Origin of the sequence: uncultured Winogradskyella sp., from assembly GCF_947495255.1 — a bacterium.
Lineage (GTDB): Bacteria > Bacteroidota > Bacteroidia > Flavobacteriales > Flavobacteriaceae > Winogradskyella.
Map to the genome: position 1 here is coordinate 280,060 of NZ_CANLYI010000006.1, position 21,098 is coordinate 301,157.

A 21,098-nucleotide genomic window follows, 5' to 3' on the forward strand; every position below is an offset into this window, starting at 1 on the left:
GTCTTAAGATTTTAAGGTTTTTTGAACTTTTCTCTGAATTGCTGAAAGGGCAACAAGAACATCTGTTCTCATATTCACCACGCCATCTAACCCAGCTTCAGTTAATTCGTCCATATGTTTAGGAGCACCAGCTAACAACAATACTTTATCTGTATTTAGAGTTCTAAATGCTTTTATAAAGTCTAGTGCTGTAGCATCGTAATCGTCATCAGAACTACAAATGACAACCACATGCGAATCTGATTTTGCACTCTCGTTTGCTGCGGTAATTGCGTTTTCGAAACTTTCTTCTTGGTGGACATCAAAACCACTAACACCTAAAAAGTCGTAAGCAAATGCTGCTCGTGCTTTTCGCATGGTTAAATTACCATAACTCGCTAATTGTACAATAGGTCTAACATTAGTTTCTGCGACTAATTCTTCGGTAACACGTCGCATCGCTTCAATTTCTAATGATGCTCTTCTTGGTGTTAATACTTTAGGATTTGTTACGTCGCCTTCAGAGAGTAGCTTTGCATCAACGGTTTCCATAAGGTTTGGATATTTATTAATACCAACCATTGGTGTTCTACGTTGACTGATTAATTTTAGTTTCTGAAGACGGATTTCAGCAATTTGTTGTTGAATGCTTTCATTCTCAAATGCCTTATAGAAGCCACCTTCTGCTTCAATAGCTTTAAATAATTCTAAGGCTTTTTCTGCAATTTTAAAACTAACTTCTTCAATGTAATAGGAACCATCAACAGGATTTGCAACTTTACCAAAATAAGACTCTTCTCTTAAAATGGTGATTATATTTCCTGCAATACGGCTCGAAAAATCAGAAGCACTTTTAAACTCTTTATCGTAAGGATCTATTAAAACACCATCTACATTGCCTAAAATCGCAGACATGGCTTCTGTTGTACATCGCAATAAATTGGTTTCGGCATCTGTAATAGATTTGCTCCAAATAGAGGTTTTAGCGGTTATAGTATTAGAGAAATCAGCGATACCATATTTAGCCGCTATTTCTACTAATAAACTATTGAAAGCTCTAAATTTTCCTATCTCAACAAAATACTCTAAACCTATAGCGAATAGAAAATTTAAGTTGTTAAAAACGTCTTGAACAGCAACACCTTTAGCTTTTAATTTTTCAGTTATAAAAACTAAAGCATTTAAGGTATACGCAATCTCTTGAACTTGGTTAGCACCTGAATCTAAAAATTCAGTTCCAGAAATAGTGAGTGCTTTAAAATTAGGAAAGTCGGCAGTTAGTTTTATTAATTCTGCAGCAAGCTCAATTTGTTTTTCGTCAAACAAACCTGTTGTTACATAGTGAGATAACACTCTCGTATTAATGTATCCTTTTAAGTCTTTGTTTTTAGCAAAGTTCACTAAATCTTTAGTAAACGCTACAGCATTAGTGTATAATTCAAAAGAAACCGTAATCGTTTTTAAATCAATATCTTTTAAAAGCTCTGCAACTTTAACGTCGCTTATAATTTGAAAAATGATACCATTAATACCTTCTTCTATTGCTTTTTTGGCTAATTCATTTCCTGTTTCAGAACAGCAAACAGTAACCGTACGATAATTGACTAAGGTTTGAGAGTTCTCTCCTGTATTTTTAAGTTGTGTGATTTTATTCTCTGCATTGTAACAAGGTTGAATAGCGATACCGTTTAGGTTTTTCCAAACCAGTTTTTTATCAAAATCCGCACCTTTTAAATCGGCTGTCACTCTTTCCATCCACTGTTCTGTTGACACAGGCGCGAATTCAGAAAAAAGTGATGTGTTTTTATCATTCATAATAAGTAATATTATTTTATCATTAAACTACTTCCAAATCTTTCAAAAATAGCTTTATCTAATTCTTCTCTATGATCAGGGTGTGCAATATCTCTTAGAGCTTGAGCACGTTGTTTTAAGTTTCTACCAAATAATTCTGCAACACCATATTCTGTAGCTACAAACCTTGCATGTGCACGCGTTGTTACCACACCAGCTCCAAGTTTTAACATGGGTGTAATTTTAGAAACACCTTTTGCGGTTGTAGATGTTATGGCGCAAATTGGTTTTCCGCCTTCTGATAAAGCAGCACCTCGCATAAAATCCATTTGACCACCAACACCAGAGAACATTCTAGTCCCAATTGAATCGGCACAAATCTGACCTGTTAAATCGACTTCAATAGCAGAGTTAATAGCCGTTACTTTTGGGTTTTGACGAATGACTGACGTATCATTAACATAAGCAATATCATTCATTTCTATTTCTGGATTATCATCCATAAAATCATATAAACGACGCGTACCCATGGCAAATCCTGAAACTATTTTATATGGATTTGTTTTCTTTTTAGAACCATTTACTATTCCTTTTTCAACTAAATCCACAATACCTTCAGAGAACATTTCTGTATGTACTCCTAAATTTTTGTGGTTATGTAAAAATGTTAATACAGCGTTTGGAATCCCTCCAATACCCATTTGAAGTGTTGCACCATCATCAATAATTTCTGCAATGTTTTTACCAATGGCTTTTTCAGTTTCAGAGGGTTCAACAAATTTCATTTCGTAGATTTCTTCTGAAATTTCAACACACGCATCAAAATGTTTAAGATGTATTTGCGCATCACCAAACGTACGTGGCATACGAGGATTAATTTGAGCAATTACAGTTTTACCTTGCTCAATACCAGATATAACAATATCTACAGAAACACCCAAAGAACAAAAACCGTGTTTATCTGGAGGTGATACGTTTACCATTACGACATCTAAATCCATATACCCTTCTCGGAATAAACTCGGAATATCACTTAAGAAAACAGGAATATAATCAACGGTATTACCGACCAGTTTTCTAACATTTCCACCAATAAAAAAGGCATTGGTATGAAAACTTTCTCTTAATTCGGGTGCTATATATCCACAAGCACCTTCAGTGTGTAAATGTACAAGTTCAACATTTCTTAATTCTGGAGCTCTTGCAACCATTGCGTTTATTAATGCCTGTGGTGTCGCTGAGCCTCCTTGTATTAAAACTCTATCGTTAGATTTTATTAACTTAACAGCTTCTTGCGCTGTCATTTTATTTGGTATTTTCATTTTGTAAAAATTTGAAAATTGTTGTTTTGTTCATTTAAACCATTAAAAGAACCTCTTTTTATCCTAAGAAACTCAAAATAATACCTGCAGCAATTGCAGAACCAATAACACCCGAAACATTTGGTGCCATGGCATGCATTAACAAATAGTTATTGGGATCCGATTTTAAGCCTTCTGTATGCACAACTCTTGCACTATCTGGCACTGCAGAAACACCTGCTGCACCTATTAAAGGGTTTATTTTATTATCACCTTTTAAGAATAGATTCATGAATTTTGCGAATAACAAGCCACCACAGGTAGCAATCACAAATGATATAGCACCAAGACCAAAGATTAACATAGAATCTTTAGTGATAAAAATATCAGCTTGTGTTGATGCACCAACGGTTACACCTAATAAAATGGTAACAATATCAATTAATTTTGTTCGTGCTGTATCTGCTAAACGTTCTGTTCTACCTGATTCTTTTAATAGGTTTCCAAAGAATAACATTCCTAATAATGGCAATGCACTAGGCGAAATAAAAGTCGTTAAGATTAAAGCGACTACAGGGAAAATCATTTTTTCCTTTTGGGTTACCGCTCTTGGTGGCTTCATTCTAATTTTTCTGTCTTCCTTAGAAATCAGCAAACGCATTAATGGTGGCTGAATCACAGGTACTAAAGCCATATATGAATAGGCTGCAATAGCGATAGGTCCAATTAAGTTTTTAACGGTTGTACCATCGGCTAAGACGTTTACACCATTTGCTAATTTAGAGGATAAGAAAATGGCAGTTGGGCCATCTGCACCTCCAATTATACCAATGGCTCCAGATTCTGGAAGATTAAAGCCTAAATAAAGAGCGCCTAAAAAGGTTGCAAAGACACCTATTTGGGCTGCACCTCCTAATAGCATTAATTTTGGATTGGCAATTAGGGATGAAAAATCCGTCATGGCTCCAATGCCTAAAAATATTAATGGCGGATAAACCCCTTTTACCACACCAAAATAGAGGTAATTTAAAACAGAACCTGTTTCGTAAATACCTGTTTGGTTACCGGCTACAAAAGGAATGTTTCCTATAATAACACCAGCACCTATTGGGATTAACAATAAGGGTTCGTAATCAAACTTAATACCTAAATAGATGAAAACGATTCCGATGATGATCATAATCACATTTCCAGAGGACGAATTTGCAAATCCGGTATAACTGTAAAATGTTTTAATACCATCAAGGGCTTCATCAATGATACTTTCTTCTTCAAAATTATCAACTTGTGTTGTAGCTACTGAAGCGTTAGTTGCAGAGTTTATATCTGTGCCTAATCCAAGTACTGGTCTCATAAAAATCAGCAGTGATAATGCACTAAATATTATAATTAATTTTTTCATTTTTTTTGTTAACTAAATGTTCGTATTCTTAAGTGAATAACATTACATAGAATTCTCTATTCTAATTCTATCATTAATGCATCTTGTAATACCTGTTGTCCTACTGCAACTGCTATAGAGGTCACCACTCCCGATTTTTCTGCTACAATATTGTTTTCCATTTTCATAGCTTCTAGAACTAATAATAAATCGTTCTCTTTTATAGTATCGCCTACTTTTACATTAAGCGATAGAATAACGCCTGGTATTGGTGCTACAATCTTGGTTTTAGCAGAGGTTGGATTCACTTTTAATGGCACAGCTGGTTGTTTAGATGCTGCACGCACTAAAGTTGGCGTCTTTGTTTTTTTAACGTCTTTTTCAAGGACCACATCATAACATGTTCCATTAACTTCTAAATTGATCACATTATCTTCATGTGATTTTATATTAACCGTATAACCGTTGGCGTTAACTTTAAATTTATAACTTTTCATGTGTTGTTATTTATAGTGTTTATATAAAGGCGTTCAATTCGCTTTAAATCAGTTATTTTCAGTGTGATTTTTTTTTTGAACTGACACCCTTCATATCTTATAATCTGTTTTGAATGCCGTATATCTTAGAACTCCATGGCGAATAGGCTTTTTTAACTTCTTTAATGGTTAAGATGCCACTTTCAATATCATGTTGTTCACTTAAGTACATATGTACCGAAGCGCCAATGACTGCAGAGAGTTCTCCTGTGAAACCACTATCGCCTTTTACCTTAATTTCACTTATCTTTTTGTCTTTTCCTTTGGTAATAATCTTATAGACATAAAGCATAATAGGCAAGCCGTAATTAAAAATCAGCGCCAATAATACTAAGGATGTAAAAACAATTAATAATCCGGTAAATAGAATTACATAGCCTTCACTAATGGGATCCGTATATAATAGTAAATGTGTCATTATAGTGGAATATTTGAGTGTTTTTTTGGTGGATTTACGTCTTTCTTATTCTGAAGTAATTGTAACGCTCTTACGATTCTAAAACGCGTGTTTCTCGGTTCTATCACATCATCAATAAATCCGTATTTAGCGGCTTGATAAGGATTAGCAAAGCGTTCTGTGTACTCGTCCTCTTTTTTATCAATGTACTCTTGTTTTTCTTCAGCATCTTCAATTTTTCTAATATTAGAGCCTTCTAAAACTTCAACAGCACCTTTTGCTCCCATTACCGCAATTTCTGCAGTTGGCCAAGCGTAATTAATATCACCTCTTAATTGTTTACAGCTCATTACATCATGGGCTCCACCATAAGATTTACGTAACGTAATCGTTACTTTTGGTACGGTTGCTTCACCATAAGCAAATAATAATTTTGCACCATGTAGAATAATTCCGCCATATTCTTGTCCTGTTCCTGGTAAGAAACCTGGCACATCAACCAATGTCACAATAGGAATATTAAATGCATCACAAAAACGAACAAAACGTGCCGCTTTTCTAGAGGCATCAATATCTAAAACACCTGCATAATATTTAGGCTGATTCGCCACAATACCTACAGGACGTCCATTAAATCTGGCAAAACCTACGCAAATATTTCTGGCATAGTTTCTATGTACTTCTGTAAACTCACCATTATCGGTAAGAATTGAAATAACATCAACAATGTCATAAGGTTGATTAGGGTTTTCTGGAATAATTTCATTTAAAGCATCTTCCAAGCGATCAATAGGATCATTACACGGCAGTATGGGTGCTTCTTCTAAATTATTAGAAGGCATATAACTTAAAATCTTACGAATCAATAATAAGTTAGTTTCATCGTCTTTTGCTAAAAAGTGCGATACACCAGATCTTGTAGAGTGAATTTTAGCGCCTCCAAGCTGTTCTGCTGTCACCACCTCACCGGTTACTGATTGTACAACTTTAGGTCCTGTAACAAACATATAACTGGTCTCTTCGGTCATAATCGTGAAATCCGTTAATGCAGGCGAATAAACCGCTCCACCAGCACAAGGTCCTAAAATGGATGATATCTGCGGAATCACACCAGATGCCATAATGTTACGCTGAAAAATCTCTGCATAACCGGCTAAGGATCTTACACCTTCTTGAATACGTGCACCACCAGAATCATTTAATCCTATTAATGGAACACCAATTTTCATGGCCATATCCATCACCTTACAGATTTTTAAGGCGTAAGTTTCAGATAATGAACCTCCAAATACAGTGAAATCTTGTGCAAACAGATAGACGATTCTTCCGTCTATGGTACCATGACCTGTAACCACACCATCAGACAAGTAAATTTGCTTGTCTAATCCAAAAGATTTGGTTCTGTGCGTTACAAACATGTCAAACTCTTCAAAACTATCATCGTCTAAAAGAATATCAATACGTTCGCGTGCTGTTAATTTACCCTTAGCATGTTGAGAATCTATACGTTTTTCTCCTCCTCCTAATTTGGCTTTTGCTCTTTTTTCTATGAGCTCGTTAATTTTATCTTGATTTGCCATAATATGCTTTACTTAAATATACTTTTGTATGTCGTTGGTTATCCGTTTTTAGAACAAAGTTCTGTAAGCACACCTAAGGTGGACTTAGGATGTAAGAATCCAATATCTAAGCCTTCTGCGCCTTTTCGAGATGTTTTATCTATTAAGGTAATACCTCTTTCCTCTGCCGTTTTAAGTGCTTCTGTGGCATTATCTACAGCAAATGCTATATGATGAATACCTTGACCCTTTTTAGCGATAAACTTGCCAATAGGTCCATCTGGAGAGGTGCTCTCTAGCAATTCAATTTTTGTGTTACCTACCAAAAAAAAGGCTGTCTTCACTTTTTGATCGACAACCTCTTCTATAGAATAGCATTTCATACCTAATACCTGTTCATAGTATTTTATGGCTTCGTCTAAGTCTTCGACAGCTATTCCTAAATGTTCTATGTGTGAAATATTCATAATGATTATTTTAATTACCCTACAAATTTAGTTCAAGACCATTTTTTATTTTATGACAGATATCATATAAAAACAAACAATATTTATTCATTTTGTCGTGATGAAAGCTAAGAACGTGTCGTATCTTACTGTATAATGAGTGTACAGCCCATATCAGCCTAGCACATTGTTCTTTATATTTTTTTCATCTAAAGTTTTAGTACCTTGTTTACACTATAAATAGAGTTACATTATGAAACACATATACTGCTTATTATTGCTATTGAGTTGTGTGATTTTAAACGCACAAGACCTCTCGAGCACGTACACTATTTCTGTAGCCAATATAACCGTGGGCTCACTCACAGCAACCAAAACCATTGATGGAGATAAAACCACGTATACCATTGACAGTGAATCGGTAATACATTTATTAGGAGAAACCACCATCACCACATCCTTTGTTGGCGTTTTTAGAAATGGTGTTTTAGAATCTAGTGCGTATACCTCAGAAAAAGATGGACATCCATACGATAGTAGTGTCATTTCTGAAAGCAATGGCATATACACCATTAGTAGAAAAGGTAAAAAGACGACTTTAAGCAACCCAATTACCTTAGTCACCTGTATGCTCTATTTTGAAAAACCAGTCTCTGGAGCGCAGTATTTTGACGTTTTAGAAGCGGTTTATAGTCCCATAGAAAGCACAACCACCAACACTTATCTGTATACCGATTCTAGCAATAATGAAAAAACAACCTATACGTATGCTAATAATGTATTAGAACAAGGCACAACTAATCATACCTTGTATAATTTTACGTTTAGGTTGAAGGAGTGAAACTACATTTGTTTCTTTATAAGACACTGCGCTTAATAATACAATCTAAAATCTAGTAATTTGCAGGCGTTATAATGTTTTTGGTGCAACTCTTCTACAACCGCTAACATATCATCATCTGCTTTAAATAAATTAAAGAAGGCTTCATCAAGCTTTGTGCTCGCTATACCATTATAGGGATGACCATAGCCAGAAATCGCTTTTGCTCCAGTAATATCTAAAAAGTATTGTGCTTCTTCCTCGTCTAAATCCAAAATTTTTGCATTTGAAAAATGTAAAATCTTTCCGTTTAATTGGCCTTCAAAAAGTTCTGCGATTTCTTGTAAACTATAGTAATAGTCATTTAAACAAATGTTATTGGCTTCTCCCCTAATCACCAAATAGATGATTTCATAAGCCTTAAAATTATGATCATCTAATACCAGTGCGTTTAAACTATCTTCTAGGCCTTCAATGGTGTCGCACGTTTTATATATACTGGCTATGCCATAGTTTAGGGCCAATTGCTCTAAGTTTTCTTGTGCTTCTGTTACCGTGTTGGCGTCTACATCATCAACGCCTTCTAAGCAATAAATAAAGTAATCTATTTCTGTAATTTGTTCTTGTGGTAATTGTGGTCTTTTTTCTAGCAAGCTTCTAAATTTAGGCAGCGTTTGTAAAGCACAAAATTAAAACAACGCTTTTAATCTTTTTAGTGGTTTGGTATGAAATTTTATGAGGTCTTATATGAGTATTATTAGAAATTAGATTCTTCTTCATAACCAAGTAATTCTAGAGCTTTTACTAGTAGAAAATACGACAGCCAACAGCTATGTGTATAAAGTCGCTAGCAATAATTAAAAACAATCTATACCTATGCAAATAATGTATTAGAACAAGGCACGACTAATCATACCTTGTATAATTTTACTTTTAGGTTGAAGGAGTGAAACTACATTTAAAATACAAAATTTGTCAATTTCAATAATTACAAAATATTAGAGGATTGTAATCCGCCATATTCCCACAAAGTCTTATTAGCAGAAAATAAGATTGGAACCAAATGCGGTAATAGATATGCTTTAAAACATCATAAATAATGGAGCGCAGCTATCAGATACAGGAGAGTGTATTTATATTCTTTTCCACCTAAGGTATAATGAAGAGTATAAAAAAATTATAAGGCATGATATTCATCATCATTGAATTGCTGATAACAGTCTTTCTATAATTCTAATAAACATCGTAAAATTTCACTTTTACCTTTTATGAAATTGAAATATGGACCTTTATATATATCTTTAGTGTCGTAAAACCTAAAGTCATTAGATTTTAGTATGTGGTGTTTTTTTATCTTAAGATTTAATTATTCTAAATCCATTCATCCATTAATATATTTATCAATAACCCCTATAATAATGCTGATACCTATCTATCCGTTTTCAAAAATTTTATGAGGACATTTTGAGATGCATTTACGTTAATATTATTCTACATTTTTATTATATCCAAATAGTTTTAAAATTGATAATTCGAACTTTTTTCTAAATGCAGCGAAAAGGCCTCCACTTATTGCTAAATAACCGAATAAGCCTAAAACGGCATTCAAATTATCTAAAAAAGCTTTCACATCTTTATTTAGAGATACTAATACATATAAATAATAGACCGCTAACAATAAAAATAAAGAATAAATAAAACTTGAAAAAATCTTAATTCTTTTTTTAAATCTAATTTCGAATGATTTAAGGAAATTATGTTCTTCTCTATTAGGGAATTCTTTAATTAAAGACAATATAGATTCAAAAGCCTTTAAAGAAATTATAATATGGAAGTCATTTTTATTTTCAAATAAGTTGGAATTATTTAAAATCGATTTATAAGTAAATTCCAAAATATCACTTGTAAGTTTACGTTCCTTAGTCAAGTATAAAAAAACGGTAACAATCTCTTGAACATTACTGTTACTTTGATAATTTTCATTTAATATATTTTCAAAAGTTGTTGAAATTGATGATTTAGTTCTTTTTCCAATCACCATTTTTATCCAATTCCTATCTACCTTAAAAATAAAAACAGCTAAGATAATTGAGAAAATCAGTAAGTCATTATGGATAAAAGGAGAATTCTCTGTCGGTATGCGCTTACTTATAACTTTATAGCAATCTTTGAAGTCTTTTCTGCTGTTCTTTATGACACTATTTATAATTCTATAATAGATTTCATCAATTTCACTCAAATCAATACTTGAATACTTAAATTTTGAAAGTTGGAGTAATGAATAAAAAGCTAGAAGCTTTTCATTTTTAATTGCCTTTGTTAGATAATTATTTTGTTCTTCTAAAGAAACCATTTCTTTCTTTTTAATTTATAATTCAAACTATCAGGATCCCAACCTTCAACTTTTCTCATTTTACCTAATAACTTTGATATTAAATCCGAATATAACATTGATGCTGGTTTTTCGCCAGGTAAAAAACTTCTCCAAGATAAATAAGTAAAAGAATAAATTTGTTGAACAATATAATTTAAATCTGTAAATAGCAATCTATCCAATTCTTTATCTTCAAAATTACCAGTTGGCATATGTATTTTTATCTGAATTGGATTACTCATACCATGTGTATGCATTTTCAATTCTCTGGCTCCTAACATTTGAACCAAGCACGTTGTAGAATCAAGAAAAATATTAGTTCCTCTTTTCGGTATATTTTCCCCTTTTAATTGTTTGCTATTATAACTAATAGGTACTCCTTTTTCATTCCCATCAAACATTTTATATGGATGTCTTTTACCAATTGTTACAAAGGCAAATTGAATCTTAAAATCTTCGAATTTTTTGATTAAAGAACTAACAACATCATATTCGATGTTTTTAATTGGTTTAAATATGTGAAATATTAATCTTACTGTATCTCCCTTACTCCAACCTTGTTCCGATTTTAATCTCTCAAAAGAATTTTCCAAACTAGAGAGTAATTCTTCAAAATAGTAATCATATTCAACATCTTTTACCTTATCACCGAGTAGATATTGACCATCACTAGACATAAACGTCGTTATACCCACAATCCTTTTTTGTTCAGCTCCTTTATATGTGTTTGCTCTTAGCCAACTATTTCCGATACCAATTATCAACTCTCTATCGACAGACCTATTAGAAGGCAAAACCCATGGAGTACCACCAATTTTCGCATATAACTGAAGTGCTATTGAATTTAAAATATAGTCATTATGAGCTTTAATTTTACTTGTAGTTATAAATTGAACAGGGATTTCTAATGATAAAAGCTTTGCTTTTATACTATAATATGGATTATGCTCATCATCTAAAATCCTGAATTCATTAGGGATTTCAATTATGGCTAAATCAGGTTTCATATCTAATTCACTTCTTATTATTGTATTATAGTTTTCAAATTGATAAGATGTGATTTCATCTATTAACAAATTAACATTATGCAAATCATATTTCTTTTTGAATCCTTTTTTAAAATACTTTGAAGAAGGCAATCCATCAATTAAATTTGCTAAAAATGCAGTAAAACTACCTCTTATATCTTTATGACAAATACATAAAACATTAGGTGTTTTTATATCAAAATTCACGCTATCATAAGGACCAAAATCATTTAGTCCTGAATCGGGACGATTATTTTTTGTTTTAATGCCAGCATGATCAAATATAAATGTAGGAACTCTCAAATTCATTGAATTCGTAGTTCTCTTTAATGAATTTTCAACAGTAAAACAAAAACCATCTTTGTTTTGAAATAGGATAGGTTGCTTATAACCTTTAGAAGAAACTCTTTCACTAAACAGTAAAGTTGCAATACTATTAATTTCTACGGATAATTTTTTCGCATTATATATTTCACTACGCTTTCCCTCTATTATTTCAAATATCTCTCTACTTTTAGTTTCAGAAATACTGTATGTTAAATACTTTTCGATATTAGATTTATTTTTTTTTATAAATAATTCTTTCAAATCGACTTTGACAATTCCTTCATTAGTATCAACTAATGCTTTGTTTTTTTCTACAGCCTTTATAACACCTATGAATTCTTCATTAGGTGCCAAAATACTTTCTAAACCAGGAAAGATTTCCGACCTTAAAACCTCAATGCCTATTAAATTAAACCCTTCTTCATTTAATTCAAAACATGATTTGGTAAATATCCAATTTCGCTTAATATTAATAATAAAACCAAATTGCTCCTTTCCGTCAACTTTCAATATTCTCAACTGAATCTCAATGAGCTTTTTATAGGCAATCTTATCTTTTAAATCGTCTGGAAGTAATCTATATATTACATTATCTTTTTCTTGTCTAGAAAAAAATCTAAATGGATAAAAATCTATAGGTTTAAGACTAGGAAACCTTTCTTTAAATGTTCTAAAAAACAAATGCTTTATTAAAGAGGAAGTGATTTTGAAATCATCATAGACACTCACTGTTTCTGTTTCTCCTAGTTTAACGTCTTCATCACCATCTTTATTAGAAATAAATAGTTCATCCCCATTTCTAAAAAATGAATGTGTATGATTATGTTTCCCTCTTAATTCCAATAATCTATCTTCGGAATAGGAGACTTTACTAATCTGATAATCTTCAAATTCAAAGTTTATTGGGTAAAAATTCAAATTCATATTATATAATTCTTGTTATTAATATTATGTTCAATAGTTTATTCAATAAAACTGTCATCTTGATAATAATCAAAATGATAATTGAATAACTATTATTAATTAAGGGAGAGTTAAATATAGTAAATTTTGTAGGAATTGATTTGCGTGAAAACCGTAAATAATTGAAAGTTATTAACTCATAAACATTTCACGCTCATTCCACTATAGCCCTATCATCGTTTCGTAAAAAAAAGAGTTTGTTCACAAAATTCGCATGTTTGGAGTGAGTGCATTTATCTTCTTCCCAAAGTTGTTAATTAAATGTGGTATAGTAAGATTTACTCCTGACGCCTAGCCAACCGCTCCATCAAAAAAATCAAAGCCAAACGATACGCACTATCACTAAACCCAACAAATCTGTCAGAACCATCAGAATGGCCATTAGAAAAGTTTGTTTTTAATTGTTTATAAGGTTCTCGATACATCCTGACGAAAAAGGTCGGGACACTTGAGCTGACGCAAAGGTTCTCGATACATTTATTAATTCTTCGTTGCACTTCGCATTAAGAAACACTCGAACTGACGTAGAGGGTTTTTGATATTTTATGGTGGAATGGTCTAACCACTCCAACTGACGATTGATATTTAAATGACCTTAAGGTTTAGAAACCTTTAACTCCTTCGCTTTTCTCAATCGCTCCATCTCAAAAATCAAAGCCAAACGGTACGCACTATCCCTAAACCCAGCAAAACGGCCAGAACCACCAGAATGACCATTAGAAAAATCGGTTTTTAAGAGTCTACGCTACTAAACCTCATTATAAAACAGCATCAAAGAAACAATAAAAAAGCAAACAGTCACCTCCTACATTCCGATACAATCGGAAGCAACGATTTTCAGAAATAATGAGCTAAAAACAAAGTTAATTTACTCAATCAAGTATCAGCACTATTACTATCATAAAAACCTTAAATCACTAATTTATTAGCGAATGGTACCTCAGGTAATTTCCTAATAAATCGTTTTGATTTTTTGGGCAGCCTGTCCTGATCTCAGTCGAAGGGTTTGAAACAAGGCAAATGCGATAGCATTCATAAACACCTATTTAATAAAATAGAAAAATAGTGCACTAAAATGAATAAACAATCAACACCCACATTCCAACATACTAAACTAATTACAATCAAAACGTTTGAATCAAGAACCTATTTCCCTTTATAATAGTATGAGAACAGCTAAGAAATAAACAATCAAAGAACAGAAACAACTACTAAGCAAACAATCACCACCATATTCCGACAGCGTCGGAAGCAACGATTTTCAGAAATAATGAGCTAAAAATAAAGTTAATTTACCCAATCAAGTATTAGCACTATTACTATCATAAAAATCTTTGATCATTAATGCCTTAGCGAATGGTACCTTAGGTAATTTCCTAACAAATCGTTTTGATTTTTTGGTTCGTTTTGTATCAAGACAAAATGAACACATAAACAATCAACTCCCTAACTCCGACATGTCACAGCATCATGAACTACCAAGCACATCATGAGTTCTTAAACAATAGAAAACAACGAATACAAATGCGATAGCATTCATTAGCTCGTATTTAATAAAATAGAAACCTAGTGCACTAAAATGAATAAAGAAACAAGTAAAACACCTACTCCTCAAGCCTAGCCAATCGATCCAACTCAAAAATCAAAGCCAAACGATACGCACTATCTCTAAAACCAGAAAAACGGCCAGAACCACCAGAATGGCCATTAGAAAAATCTGTTTTTAACAGCAACACATTATCATCAGTTTTAGTAGCTCTCAGTTTCGCTACCATTTTTGCAGGTTCCCAGTACCCTACTCTAGTATCATTAAGGCCTGTAAAAAACAACAAATTGGGATAGTTTTGCGCTTTTACATTATCATAAGGACTATAAGATTTAATGTACTGGTACTGCTTTTTGTTTTTAGGATTTCCCCATTCTTCAAACTCACCAACGGTTAAAGGTAAATTTTCATCTAACATAGTATTAATCACATCTACAAAAGGAACGTCTAGAATGACGGTATTAAATAAATCTGGGCGTTCATTAACCACTGCTCCCATTAATAAACCGCCTGCGCTTCCGCCAGAGGCAACAATACTGCCTGCTTTGGCATAATTTTCTGCGACTAAATAATCGGCACAGGCTATAAAATCGGTGAATGTATTTTTCTTGTTAAACAGTTTACCGTCCTCATACCATTCTTTTCCCATGTCATCACCACCTCTAACATGTGCAATGGCATAGGTATAACCTGAGTTTACCAAATGATGTACGGTTGGTCCGCCAGGAATCCCTTGACCAGAACCGTAAGAACCGTAAGAGGTTAAATACACCTTATGATTATTGTTTTTATTAGAATTATACTTGTTTCTAATCAACGTCAACGGAATCAGTTTGCCATCTTTTGCCGTTACCCATTTGCGTTCTACCACATATTTAAAATACGGATGCGTAATGGGTTTGCTATGTTGCTTTACCAGTCGTTTCTTCTTGGTGCTCATGTGATAGTTATACGTGGTAGCTGGTGTTTCAAATGAACTATAACTAAATTGTAAGCTATCGGTGGCAAACTCTGGATTGTAACCCATACTAATATTATAAAAGTCTTCTTTCAGTTTAATGAAATGACTTTTTTGAGTGGTTTGGTTGATGATTTTTAGTCGCGATTGTGCATTTTCTTTTTCATTAATCACGAGGTAATTATCAAACACTTGCAAATCTTGAATTAAAACGCCTTTTTGATGTGGAATGACATCCGTCCATTTCCCTTTTGAAACGTCATCAGCATTAACCGTGGCAATTTTATAATTGAGCGCATTTTTATTGGTGACAATATAAAACAGGTCCTTATAATGCGTAATTCCATATAAATGATTTTTTTCGCGTGGTCGAATCACTTTAAAGTCGCCTGTTGGGTTATCTGTTTTTAAGTACCACATTTCGGAAGATGTACTGCTACTGGCACTTAAGAAAATATAAGCTTTAGACTTTGATTTCTGAATGCTAACACTAAACATTGGGTCTTTTTCCTCGTAAATAATAGTATCTGTTTTAGAATCGGTACCTAAGATATGACGCATCACTTTTGAAGCTCTATACGTCCCTTTTTCAATGTTGACGTAAAGAAAAGTCTCGTCGTCTAACCAAAGCATACCACCAACACGACTAATAGAATCGGTTAAAAAAGTACGGTTGCTAAGGTCTTTTATTTTTAGCATATACGCATCAGTACCTGTGGTGTTTTCATACACAGTAACTTTTTGATTATTTGGACTCACAGCACCTAAACGCGCATTGTAATAGTCTTTCTCTTTGGCTAATTCATTAACATTGAGTAATTCTTCGGGTATGGTATCATTGGCAACCGCTTTTCTGTAATAAATAGGATAGTCGTCATCTTCACTATACGAGGTGTAATAGACATAGCCATTCTTTTTAATGGGTAATGAGGTTGTGTTTTTTTCGATAGTATTAACCAATAGCTTGTAGATGTTCCGTTGTGCTTTTTTTAGTGGAATGATATAGTTGTCGGTGTATTTGTTTTCTTGGCGCAAATAATCCATTACTGGTTGATTGTTTTTAGGCGCTTTGGTATCCTTTAACCAGGCATAATTATCCGTATAAGTTTCACCATGTATCTTAAAACTAGAAGGCTTAATTTCAGCAATTGGTGCTGGCATAGAATCGTTTCGGATGTGCTTATCTCTAAATTGTTTTTCTAGGGTTTTCTCGAATTCCATATCGGTTCTAATGGCTGTATCGATAGTTGCTAAAGGGTTTTTAGAGGTATAGTTGTCCCAGAATTTGGCATCGTAATCTAATGGGAATTCATACAACTGATTAGACATTGTATTGGCAAAATTGTCGTCTCTCGCGAATTTCTTGACGTTTTGGGTGTTGATTGCTGTGGTCTTAAATTCCGAAATAGCAGAATAATACGTGGTGGCTAAACTGATGCTGTCTTTATAGATAAACTCATCCTCATGTCTCATGTTATCAATGTAATACTGACTGCCTTTTTTCTTAAACCGAACGTCTAACTTGTAATCAAAGTGCTTTACTTGGTTGAATTTGTAACCACAGAAGTAGGCTTTCAGTTGGTTAGGCACCACACACTCATAGCGCACAATAGCCAAATCCTTTTGGTCGATATAAATTCTACCTTTTAATAATTTACGTTTGTTAGCCTTTAACCATTGCTTTCTGTTTCTAGGATTAGGTGATGCTAAATCGTCTAAATCTGCTTTGGTGGTTTTGGTATGAAAATCTAAAACGTATAACCAGTTACCTGTCTCGCTGTCTAGTTCTTCTGAAATGGTATAGTCGAAATCACGAATCGCTTTTTTACCGAGAAAACTCTGTTGGTATTTCACTCTATTTCTGGCAAACAACCCTAAAGGACCACCTTCAATATTCGCATGAAACTCGCGTTGACTCAGGCTACTACTAGAACGTGAATTAATAATGTTCACCTGCTCCTCTTTTAAAGTTTGATGATGAAAGTGAATGCGATGTAAGGAATGATCACTAAAACTAAACGTACCACTGCTCATTGAAAAATCATAAGGACTTTGGTAATCGCGCCATTTGTATTTCTTTTTACTGTAAGGCGCTTCGTAATAATCACAAGCAGCATCTGTGTATTTAATATACACACCATTTTCTTTCATCGTCTCACGATAATAACCAGAAAGTAAGGCTGGCGAACTGGTATAATTAGAAGGGATTTTCTTTATGGCTTTTCGCAATAAGGATTTAGCGCTAGGCAGTTTCTTTTGTTTCTCAACTAAAACTTCATCTAGTGAAACGGCTTCGGAGGTGAGATAAAAAATGCTTCCGGTTTTAGCTTTAAAAACCGAAATCTCTAAGGTTAAATCTTGAAAGCCTAAATAGCTTAGTGTAATGGTATGATTATCGTATTTTTTCGGAATAGTAATCTGGAATTTACCATTACCATCCGTTACTGTACCCAAGGCAACTTGGTCTATTTTTAAATACGCATAAGGCAATGGCGAACCATCAGCTTTATCTACTATAGTCCCTTTAATAGTGGTTTGTGAAGTTGGGTTGTTTTGTGCGTTTGTAAGTGATGTGATAACTAATAACAAGGTTAAAAGCAGTCTTGATGTCATAATTGGTCGATTGATTGATATAGATTACAATTGTAATTATACCAAATAAAACAGTTCTAATACCCTAATTAACATTTTGTTGTCATTTTAATTAGGGAATTAATAAGTAATTAACCAGGAAAATATTGATGTGTTTTTTACGTGTTTTGAACTATTTATGGAATGTGCTGGAAAAGGTTAGAATTAAACAATCAAAGAATAAAAACAACTACCAAGCAAACAGTCACCTCCTACATTCCGATACAATCGGAAGCAACGATTATAAGTTATAAAAACAAGAACTTAAATGAATAGAACGACAACAAAATAAAGCTGAAAAGAAAAAACATAAATATTAAGCTGAAAGATAATTAACAAGCATCACCCAAATTCCGATACAATCGGAAGCAACGATTTTCAGAAATAATGAGCTAAAAACAAAGTTAATTTACCTAATCAAGTATCAGTACTATTACTACAATAAAAACCCTAAATCATTAATGCCTTAGCGAATGGTACCTCAGGTAATTTCCTAACAAATCGTTTTGATTATTTGGTTCGTTTATTCGCTCTTACTAATTTTATGGAGCTCATGATGTGCTTCGCAGTTTGTATCAAGACAAATGCAATAGCATTCATAAACACCTATTTAATAAAATAGAAACATAGTGCACTAAAATGAACACATAAGCAAGAAAGACACCAATAGCCACCTACTCCTCAACTCTAGCCAATCACTCCAACAAAAAAATAAAAGCCAAACGATAAGCACTATCTCTAAACCCAGCAAATCTGCCAGAACCACCAGAATATATAAACTTTTATAAAAACAGGATCAAAAATGGTCATAATGTGCAATAGATGCTCATTCGGGTTTGCGTCGGGTCAGCAGAATAAATAATTAGAAGGACACTATGCCTACCAAGTTTAGAAATAACTAATCAAAGAAACAATTAAAAAGTAAACAAGCACCACCCACATTCCGATACAATCGGAAGCAACGATTTTCAGAAATAATGAGCTAAAAATAAAGTTAATTGACACAATCAAGTATTACCACTATTACTATCATAAAAACCTTAAATCATTAATGCCTTAGCGAATGGTACCTCAGGTAATTTCCTAACAAATCGTTTTGATTTTTTGGTTCGTTTTGCATCAAGGCAAAATGAACACATAAACAAGAAAAACAACAATAGCCACCTACACCTCAAGCCTAGCCAATCACTCCATCTCAAAACTCAAAGCCAAACGATACGCACTATCTCTAAACCCAGAAAATCTCCCAGAACCACCAGAATATATAAACTCTTATAAAAACAGCATCAAAAATGGTCATAATGTACAATAGGTGCTCATTCGGGTTTGCGTCGGGTCAGCAGAATAAATAATTTAGAAGGACACTATGCCTACCAAGTTTAGAAATAACTAATCAAAGAAACAATTAAAAAATAAACAAGCACCACCCACATTCCGATACAATCGGAAGCAACGATTTTCAGAAATAATGAGCTAAAAATAAAGTTAATTGACACAATCAAGTATTAGCACTATTACTATCATAAAAACCTTAAATCACTAATTTATTAGCGAATGGTACCTCAGGTAATTTCCTAACAAATCGTTTTGATTTTTTGGTTCGTTTATTCGCTCTTACTAATTTTATGGAGCTCATGATGTGCTTCGCAGTTTGCATCAAGGCAAAATGAATAGATAAAAGAGCAACTACCATACTCCAAGATATCAAACACAGCAATCATTCACGAATTCCGATATATACAATAAGAATCCATGAGTATTTCCTAACATATCGTTTTGATTTTTTGGGCAGCCTGTCCTGAGCATTACTGAAATGAAAATATATTTTCATTGAAAGTACCTTGTGCAACAAGTCGAAGGGTTTGTATCATGACAAATGCGATAGCATTCATAAACACCTATTTAATAAAATAGAAACATAGTGCACTAAAATGAATAAAGAAACAAGAAAAACACCAATAGCCACCTACACCTCAAGCCTAGCCAATCACTCCATCTCAAAACTCAAAGCCAAACGATACGCACTATCTCTAAACCCAGAAAATCTGCCAGAACCACCAGAATATATAAACTCTTATAAAAACAGCATCAAAAATGGTCATAATGTGCAATAGGTGCTCATTCGGGTTTGCGTCGGGTCAGCAGAATAAATAATTAGAAGGACACTATGCCTACCAAGTTTAGAAATAACTAATCAAAGAAACAATTAAAAAGTAAACAAGCACCACCCACATTCCGATACAATCGGAAGCAACGATTTTCAGAAATAATGAGCTAAAAATAAAGTTAATTGACACAATCAAGTATTAGCACTATTACTATCATAAAAACCTTAAATCATTAATGCCTTAGCGAATGGTACCTCAGGTAATTTCCTAACAAATCGTTTTGATTTTTTGGTTCGTTTTGCATCAAGGCAAAATGAACACATAAGCAAACAAATCACCTACTCCTCAAGCATAGCCAATCACTCCATCTCAAAACTCAAAGCCAAACGATAAGCACTATCTCTAAACCCAGCAAATCGGCCAGAACCACCAGAATATATAAACTCTTATAAAAACAGCATCAAAAATGGTCATAATGTACAATAGGTGCTCCTTCGGGTTTGCGTCGGGTCTCCTTCGGGTATGCGTCGGATATGCGTCGGGTCAGCTATAGTAAATTCCTACAAAGAATAAAGGATTAGAAGACACTATGACACCAAGTAGGAAATGACTAACCAAAGAAACAATAAAAAAGTAAACAAGAACCACCACATTCCGATACAATCGGAAGCAACGATTTTCAGAAATAATGAGCAATAATCATTATTATTAATTCAAATCTAGGATCGGAACTCATATATCCATTACAACTATAAAACACCCTAATCTCCACTATTGACTGTTTATTTCATAAATAATAGCCAATAATAGCTGCTACAATGCCGCCTATAATAAATAAGATGTAAACCGCTTTGCCTGCAATGGCAACTGCTTCTCCCATAAGAGCATATATTGCTGCACCAATCATAGCACCAACACCTATGCCAGCGACAGACCATAAGCTCATTTTT

At 33.4% G+C, this 21,098-nt stretch carries 14 protein-coding genes and 1 pseudogene; 3 read left to right on the forward strand and 12 right to left on the reverse strand.

The genetic code is table 11. The annotated features are described in order from the left end of the window. Positions 1-3 precede the first annotated feature (3 nt). The 7 genes from Q0807_RS11570 to mce form a co-directional block, all read right to left on the reverse strand. Positions 4-1,794, reverse strand: coding sequence for a methylmalonyl-CoA mutase family protein (locus Q0807_RS11570; protein WP_299110017.1), 1,791 nt, complete (start codon positions 1,792-1,794; stop codon positions 4-6). Between the two features lie 11 nt (positions 1,795-1,805). Beyond that, a complete protein-coding gene (locus Q0807_RS11575) occupies positions 1,806-3,095 on the reverse strand; it encodes an acetyl-CoA hydrolase/transferase family protein (RefSeq protein ID WP_299110020.1) in 1,290 nt (429 codons plus the stop codon). Between the two features lie 58 nt (positions 3,096-3,153). Continuing rightward, positions 3,154-4,476, reverse strand: coding sequence for a sodium ion-translocating decarboxylase subunit beta (locus Q0807_RS11580; protein WP_299110021.1), 1,323 nt, complete (start codon positions 4,474-4,476; stop codon positions 3,154-3,156). Positions 4,477-4,532: 56 nt separating this feature from the next. Next, positions 4,533-4,952, reverse strand: coding sequence for a biotin/lipoyl-containing protein (locus Q0807_RS11585; protein WP_299110023.1), 420 nt, complete (start codon positions 4,950-4,952; stop codon positions 4,533-4,535). Positions 4,953-5,049: 97 nt separating this feature from the next. Further along, positions 5,050-5,409, reverse strand: coding sequence for an OadG family protein (locus Q0807_RS11590; protein WP_299110025.1), 360 nt, complete (start codon positions 5,407-5,409; stop codon positions 5,050-5,052). Then, the gene (locus Q0807_RS11595) at positions 5,409-6,968 is read right to left on the reverse strand and encodes an acyl-CoA carboxylase subunit beta (RefSeq protein WP_299110026.1); all 1,560 of its coding nucleotides are present in this window, start codon (positions 6,966-6,968) and stop codon (positions 5,409-5,411) included. Before Q0807_RS11595 ends, Q0807_RS11590 begins: the two co-directional genes overlap by 1 nt. A 38-nt stretch (positions 6,969-7,006) precedes the next feature. After that, positions 7,007-7,414: a methylmalonyl-CoA epimerase gene (mce, locus tag Q0807_RS11600; protein ID WP_299110028.1), complete on the reverse strand. Its 408-nt coding sequence runs from the start codon at positions 7,412-7,414 to the stop codon at positions 7,007-7,009. A 232-nt stretch (positions 7,415-7,646) separates the two neighbouring features. On the opposite strand from mce, the gene Q0807_RS11605 reads away from it, so the two are divergent. Next, positions 7,647-8,234, forward strand: a complete 588-nt coding sequence (locus tag Q0807_RS11605) for a DUF6134 family protein (protein ID WP_299110030.1) — start codon at positions 7,647-7,649, stop codon at positions 8,232-8,234. 32 nt (positions 8,235-8,266) lie between these two features. On the opposite strand, the gene Q0807_RS11610 is transcribed toward Q0807_RS11605, so the two are convergent. Continuing rightward, positions 8,267-8,866 (reverse strand): DUF6642 family protein, encoded by a 600-nt coding sequence (locus Q0807_RS11610; RefSeq protein ID WP_299110032.1) that lies wholly within the window; start codon positions 8,864-8,866, stop codon positions 8,267-8,269. A 333-nt stretch (positions 8,867-9,199) separates the two neighbouring features. Here Q0807_RS11610 and Q0807_RS11615 point away from each other — a divergent pair. After that, positions 9,200-9,313: pseudogene (locus tag Q0807_RS11615) on the forward strand (hypothetical protein); the annotation flags it as partial. 386 nt (positions 9,314-9,699) lie between these two features. Here Q0807_RS11615 and Q0807_RS11620 read toward each other — a convergent pair. From Q0807_RS11620 to Q0807_RS11630, 3 genes are all read right to left on the reverse strand, one after another. Further along, the gene (locus Q0807_RS11620; RefSeq protein WP_299110034.1) at positions 9,700-10,566 is read right to left on the reverse strand and encodes a hypothetical protein; all 867 of its coding nucleotides are present in this window, start codon (positions 10,564-10,566) and stop codon (positions 9,700-9,702) included. Continuing rightward, positions 10,554-12,866, reverse strand: coding sequence for a Piwi domain-containing protein (locus Q0807_RS11625; protein ID WP_299110036.1), 2,313 nt, complete (start codon positions 12,864-12,866; stop codon positions 10,554-10,556). Before Q0807_RS11625 ends, Q0807_RS11620 begins: the two co-directional genes overlap by 13 nt. Before the next feature lie 1,643 nt (positions 12,867-14,509). Next, positions 14,510-18,022: a prolyl oligopeptidase family serine peptidase gene (locus Q0807_RS11630; RefSeq protein ID WP_299110038.1), complete on the reverse strand. Its 3,513-nt coding sequence runs from the start codon at positions 18,020-18,022 to the stop codon at positions 14,510-14,512. A gap of 1,949 nt (positions 18,023-19,971) precedes the next feature. Between Q0807_RS11630 and Q0807_RS11635 the strand changes: the two genes are divergently transcribed. Continuing rightward, positions 19,972-20,154: a hypothetical protein gene (locus Q0807_RS11635; protein WP_299110040.1), complete on the forward strand. Its 183-nt coding sequence runs from the start codon at positions 19,972-19,974 to the stop codon at positions 20,152-20,154. Between the two features lie 781 nt (positions 20,155-20,935). Here Q0807_RS11635 and Q0807_RS11640 read toward each other — a convergent pair. Next, positions 20,936-21,094 (reverse strand): hypothetical protein, encoded by a 159-nt coding sequence (locus Q0807_RS11640; protein WP_299110042.1) that lies wholly within the window; start codon positions 21,092-21,094, stop codon positions 20,936-20,938. Positions 21,095-21,098 lie beyond the last annotated feature (4 nt).

Coding starts and splice junctions, on each gene's coding strand:
- Q0807_RS11605 (WP_299110030.1), top strand. CDS start 7,647: ATGAAACACATATACTGCTTATTATTGCTATTGAGTTGTGTGATTTTA.
- Q0807_RS11585 (WP_299110023.1), bottom strand. CDS start 4,952: ATGAAAAGTTATAAATTTAAAGTTAACGCCAACGGTTATACGGTTAAT.
- Q0807_RS11625 (WP_299110036.1), bottom strand. CDS start 12,866: ATGAATTTGAATTTTTACCCAATAAACTTTGAATTTGAAGATTATCAG.
- Q0807_RS11640 (WP_299110042.1), bottom strand. CDS start 21,094: ATGAGCTTATGGTCTGTCGCTGGCATAGGTGTTGGTGCTATGATTGGT.
- Q0807_RS11590 (WP_299110025.1), bottom strand. CDS start 5,409: ATGACACATTTACTATTATATACGGATCCCATTAGTGAAGGCTATGTA.
- Q0807_RS11630 (WP_299110038.1), bottom strand. CDS start 18,022: ATGACATCAAGACTGCTTTTAACCTTGTTATTAGTTATCACATCACTT.
- Q0807_RS11580 (WP_299110021.1), bottom strand. CDS start 4,476: ATGAAAAAATTAATTATAATATTTAGTGCATTATCACTGCTGATTTTT.
- mce (WP_299110028.1), bottom strand. CDS start 7,414: ATGAATATTTCACACATAGAACATTTAGGAATAGCTGTCGAAGACTTA.
- Q0807_RS11635 (WP_299110040.1), top strand. CDS start 19,972: ATGAATAAAGAAACAAGAAAAACACCAATAGCCACCTACACCTCAAGC.
- Q0807_RS11570 (WP_299110017.1), bottom strand. CDS start 1,794: ATGAATGATAAAAACACATCACTTTTTTCTGAATTCGCGCCTGTGTCA.
- Q0807_RS11595 (WP_299110026.1), bottom strand. CDS start 6,968: ATGGCAAATCAAGATAAAATTAACGAGCTCATAGAAAAAAGAGCAAAA.
- Q0807_RS11575 (WP_299110020.1), bottom strand. CDS start 3,095: ATGAAAATACCAAATAAAATGACAGCGCAAGAAGCTGTTAAGTTAATA.
- Q0807_RS11620 (WP_299110034.1), bottom strand. CDS start 10,566: ATGGTTTCTTTAGAAGAACAAAATAATTATCTAACAAAGGCAATTAAA.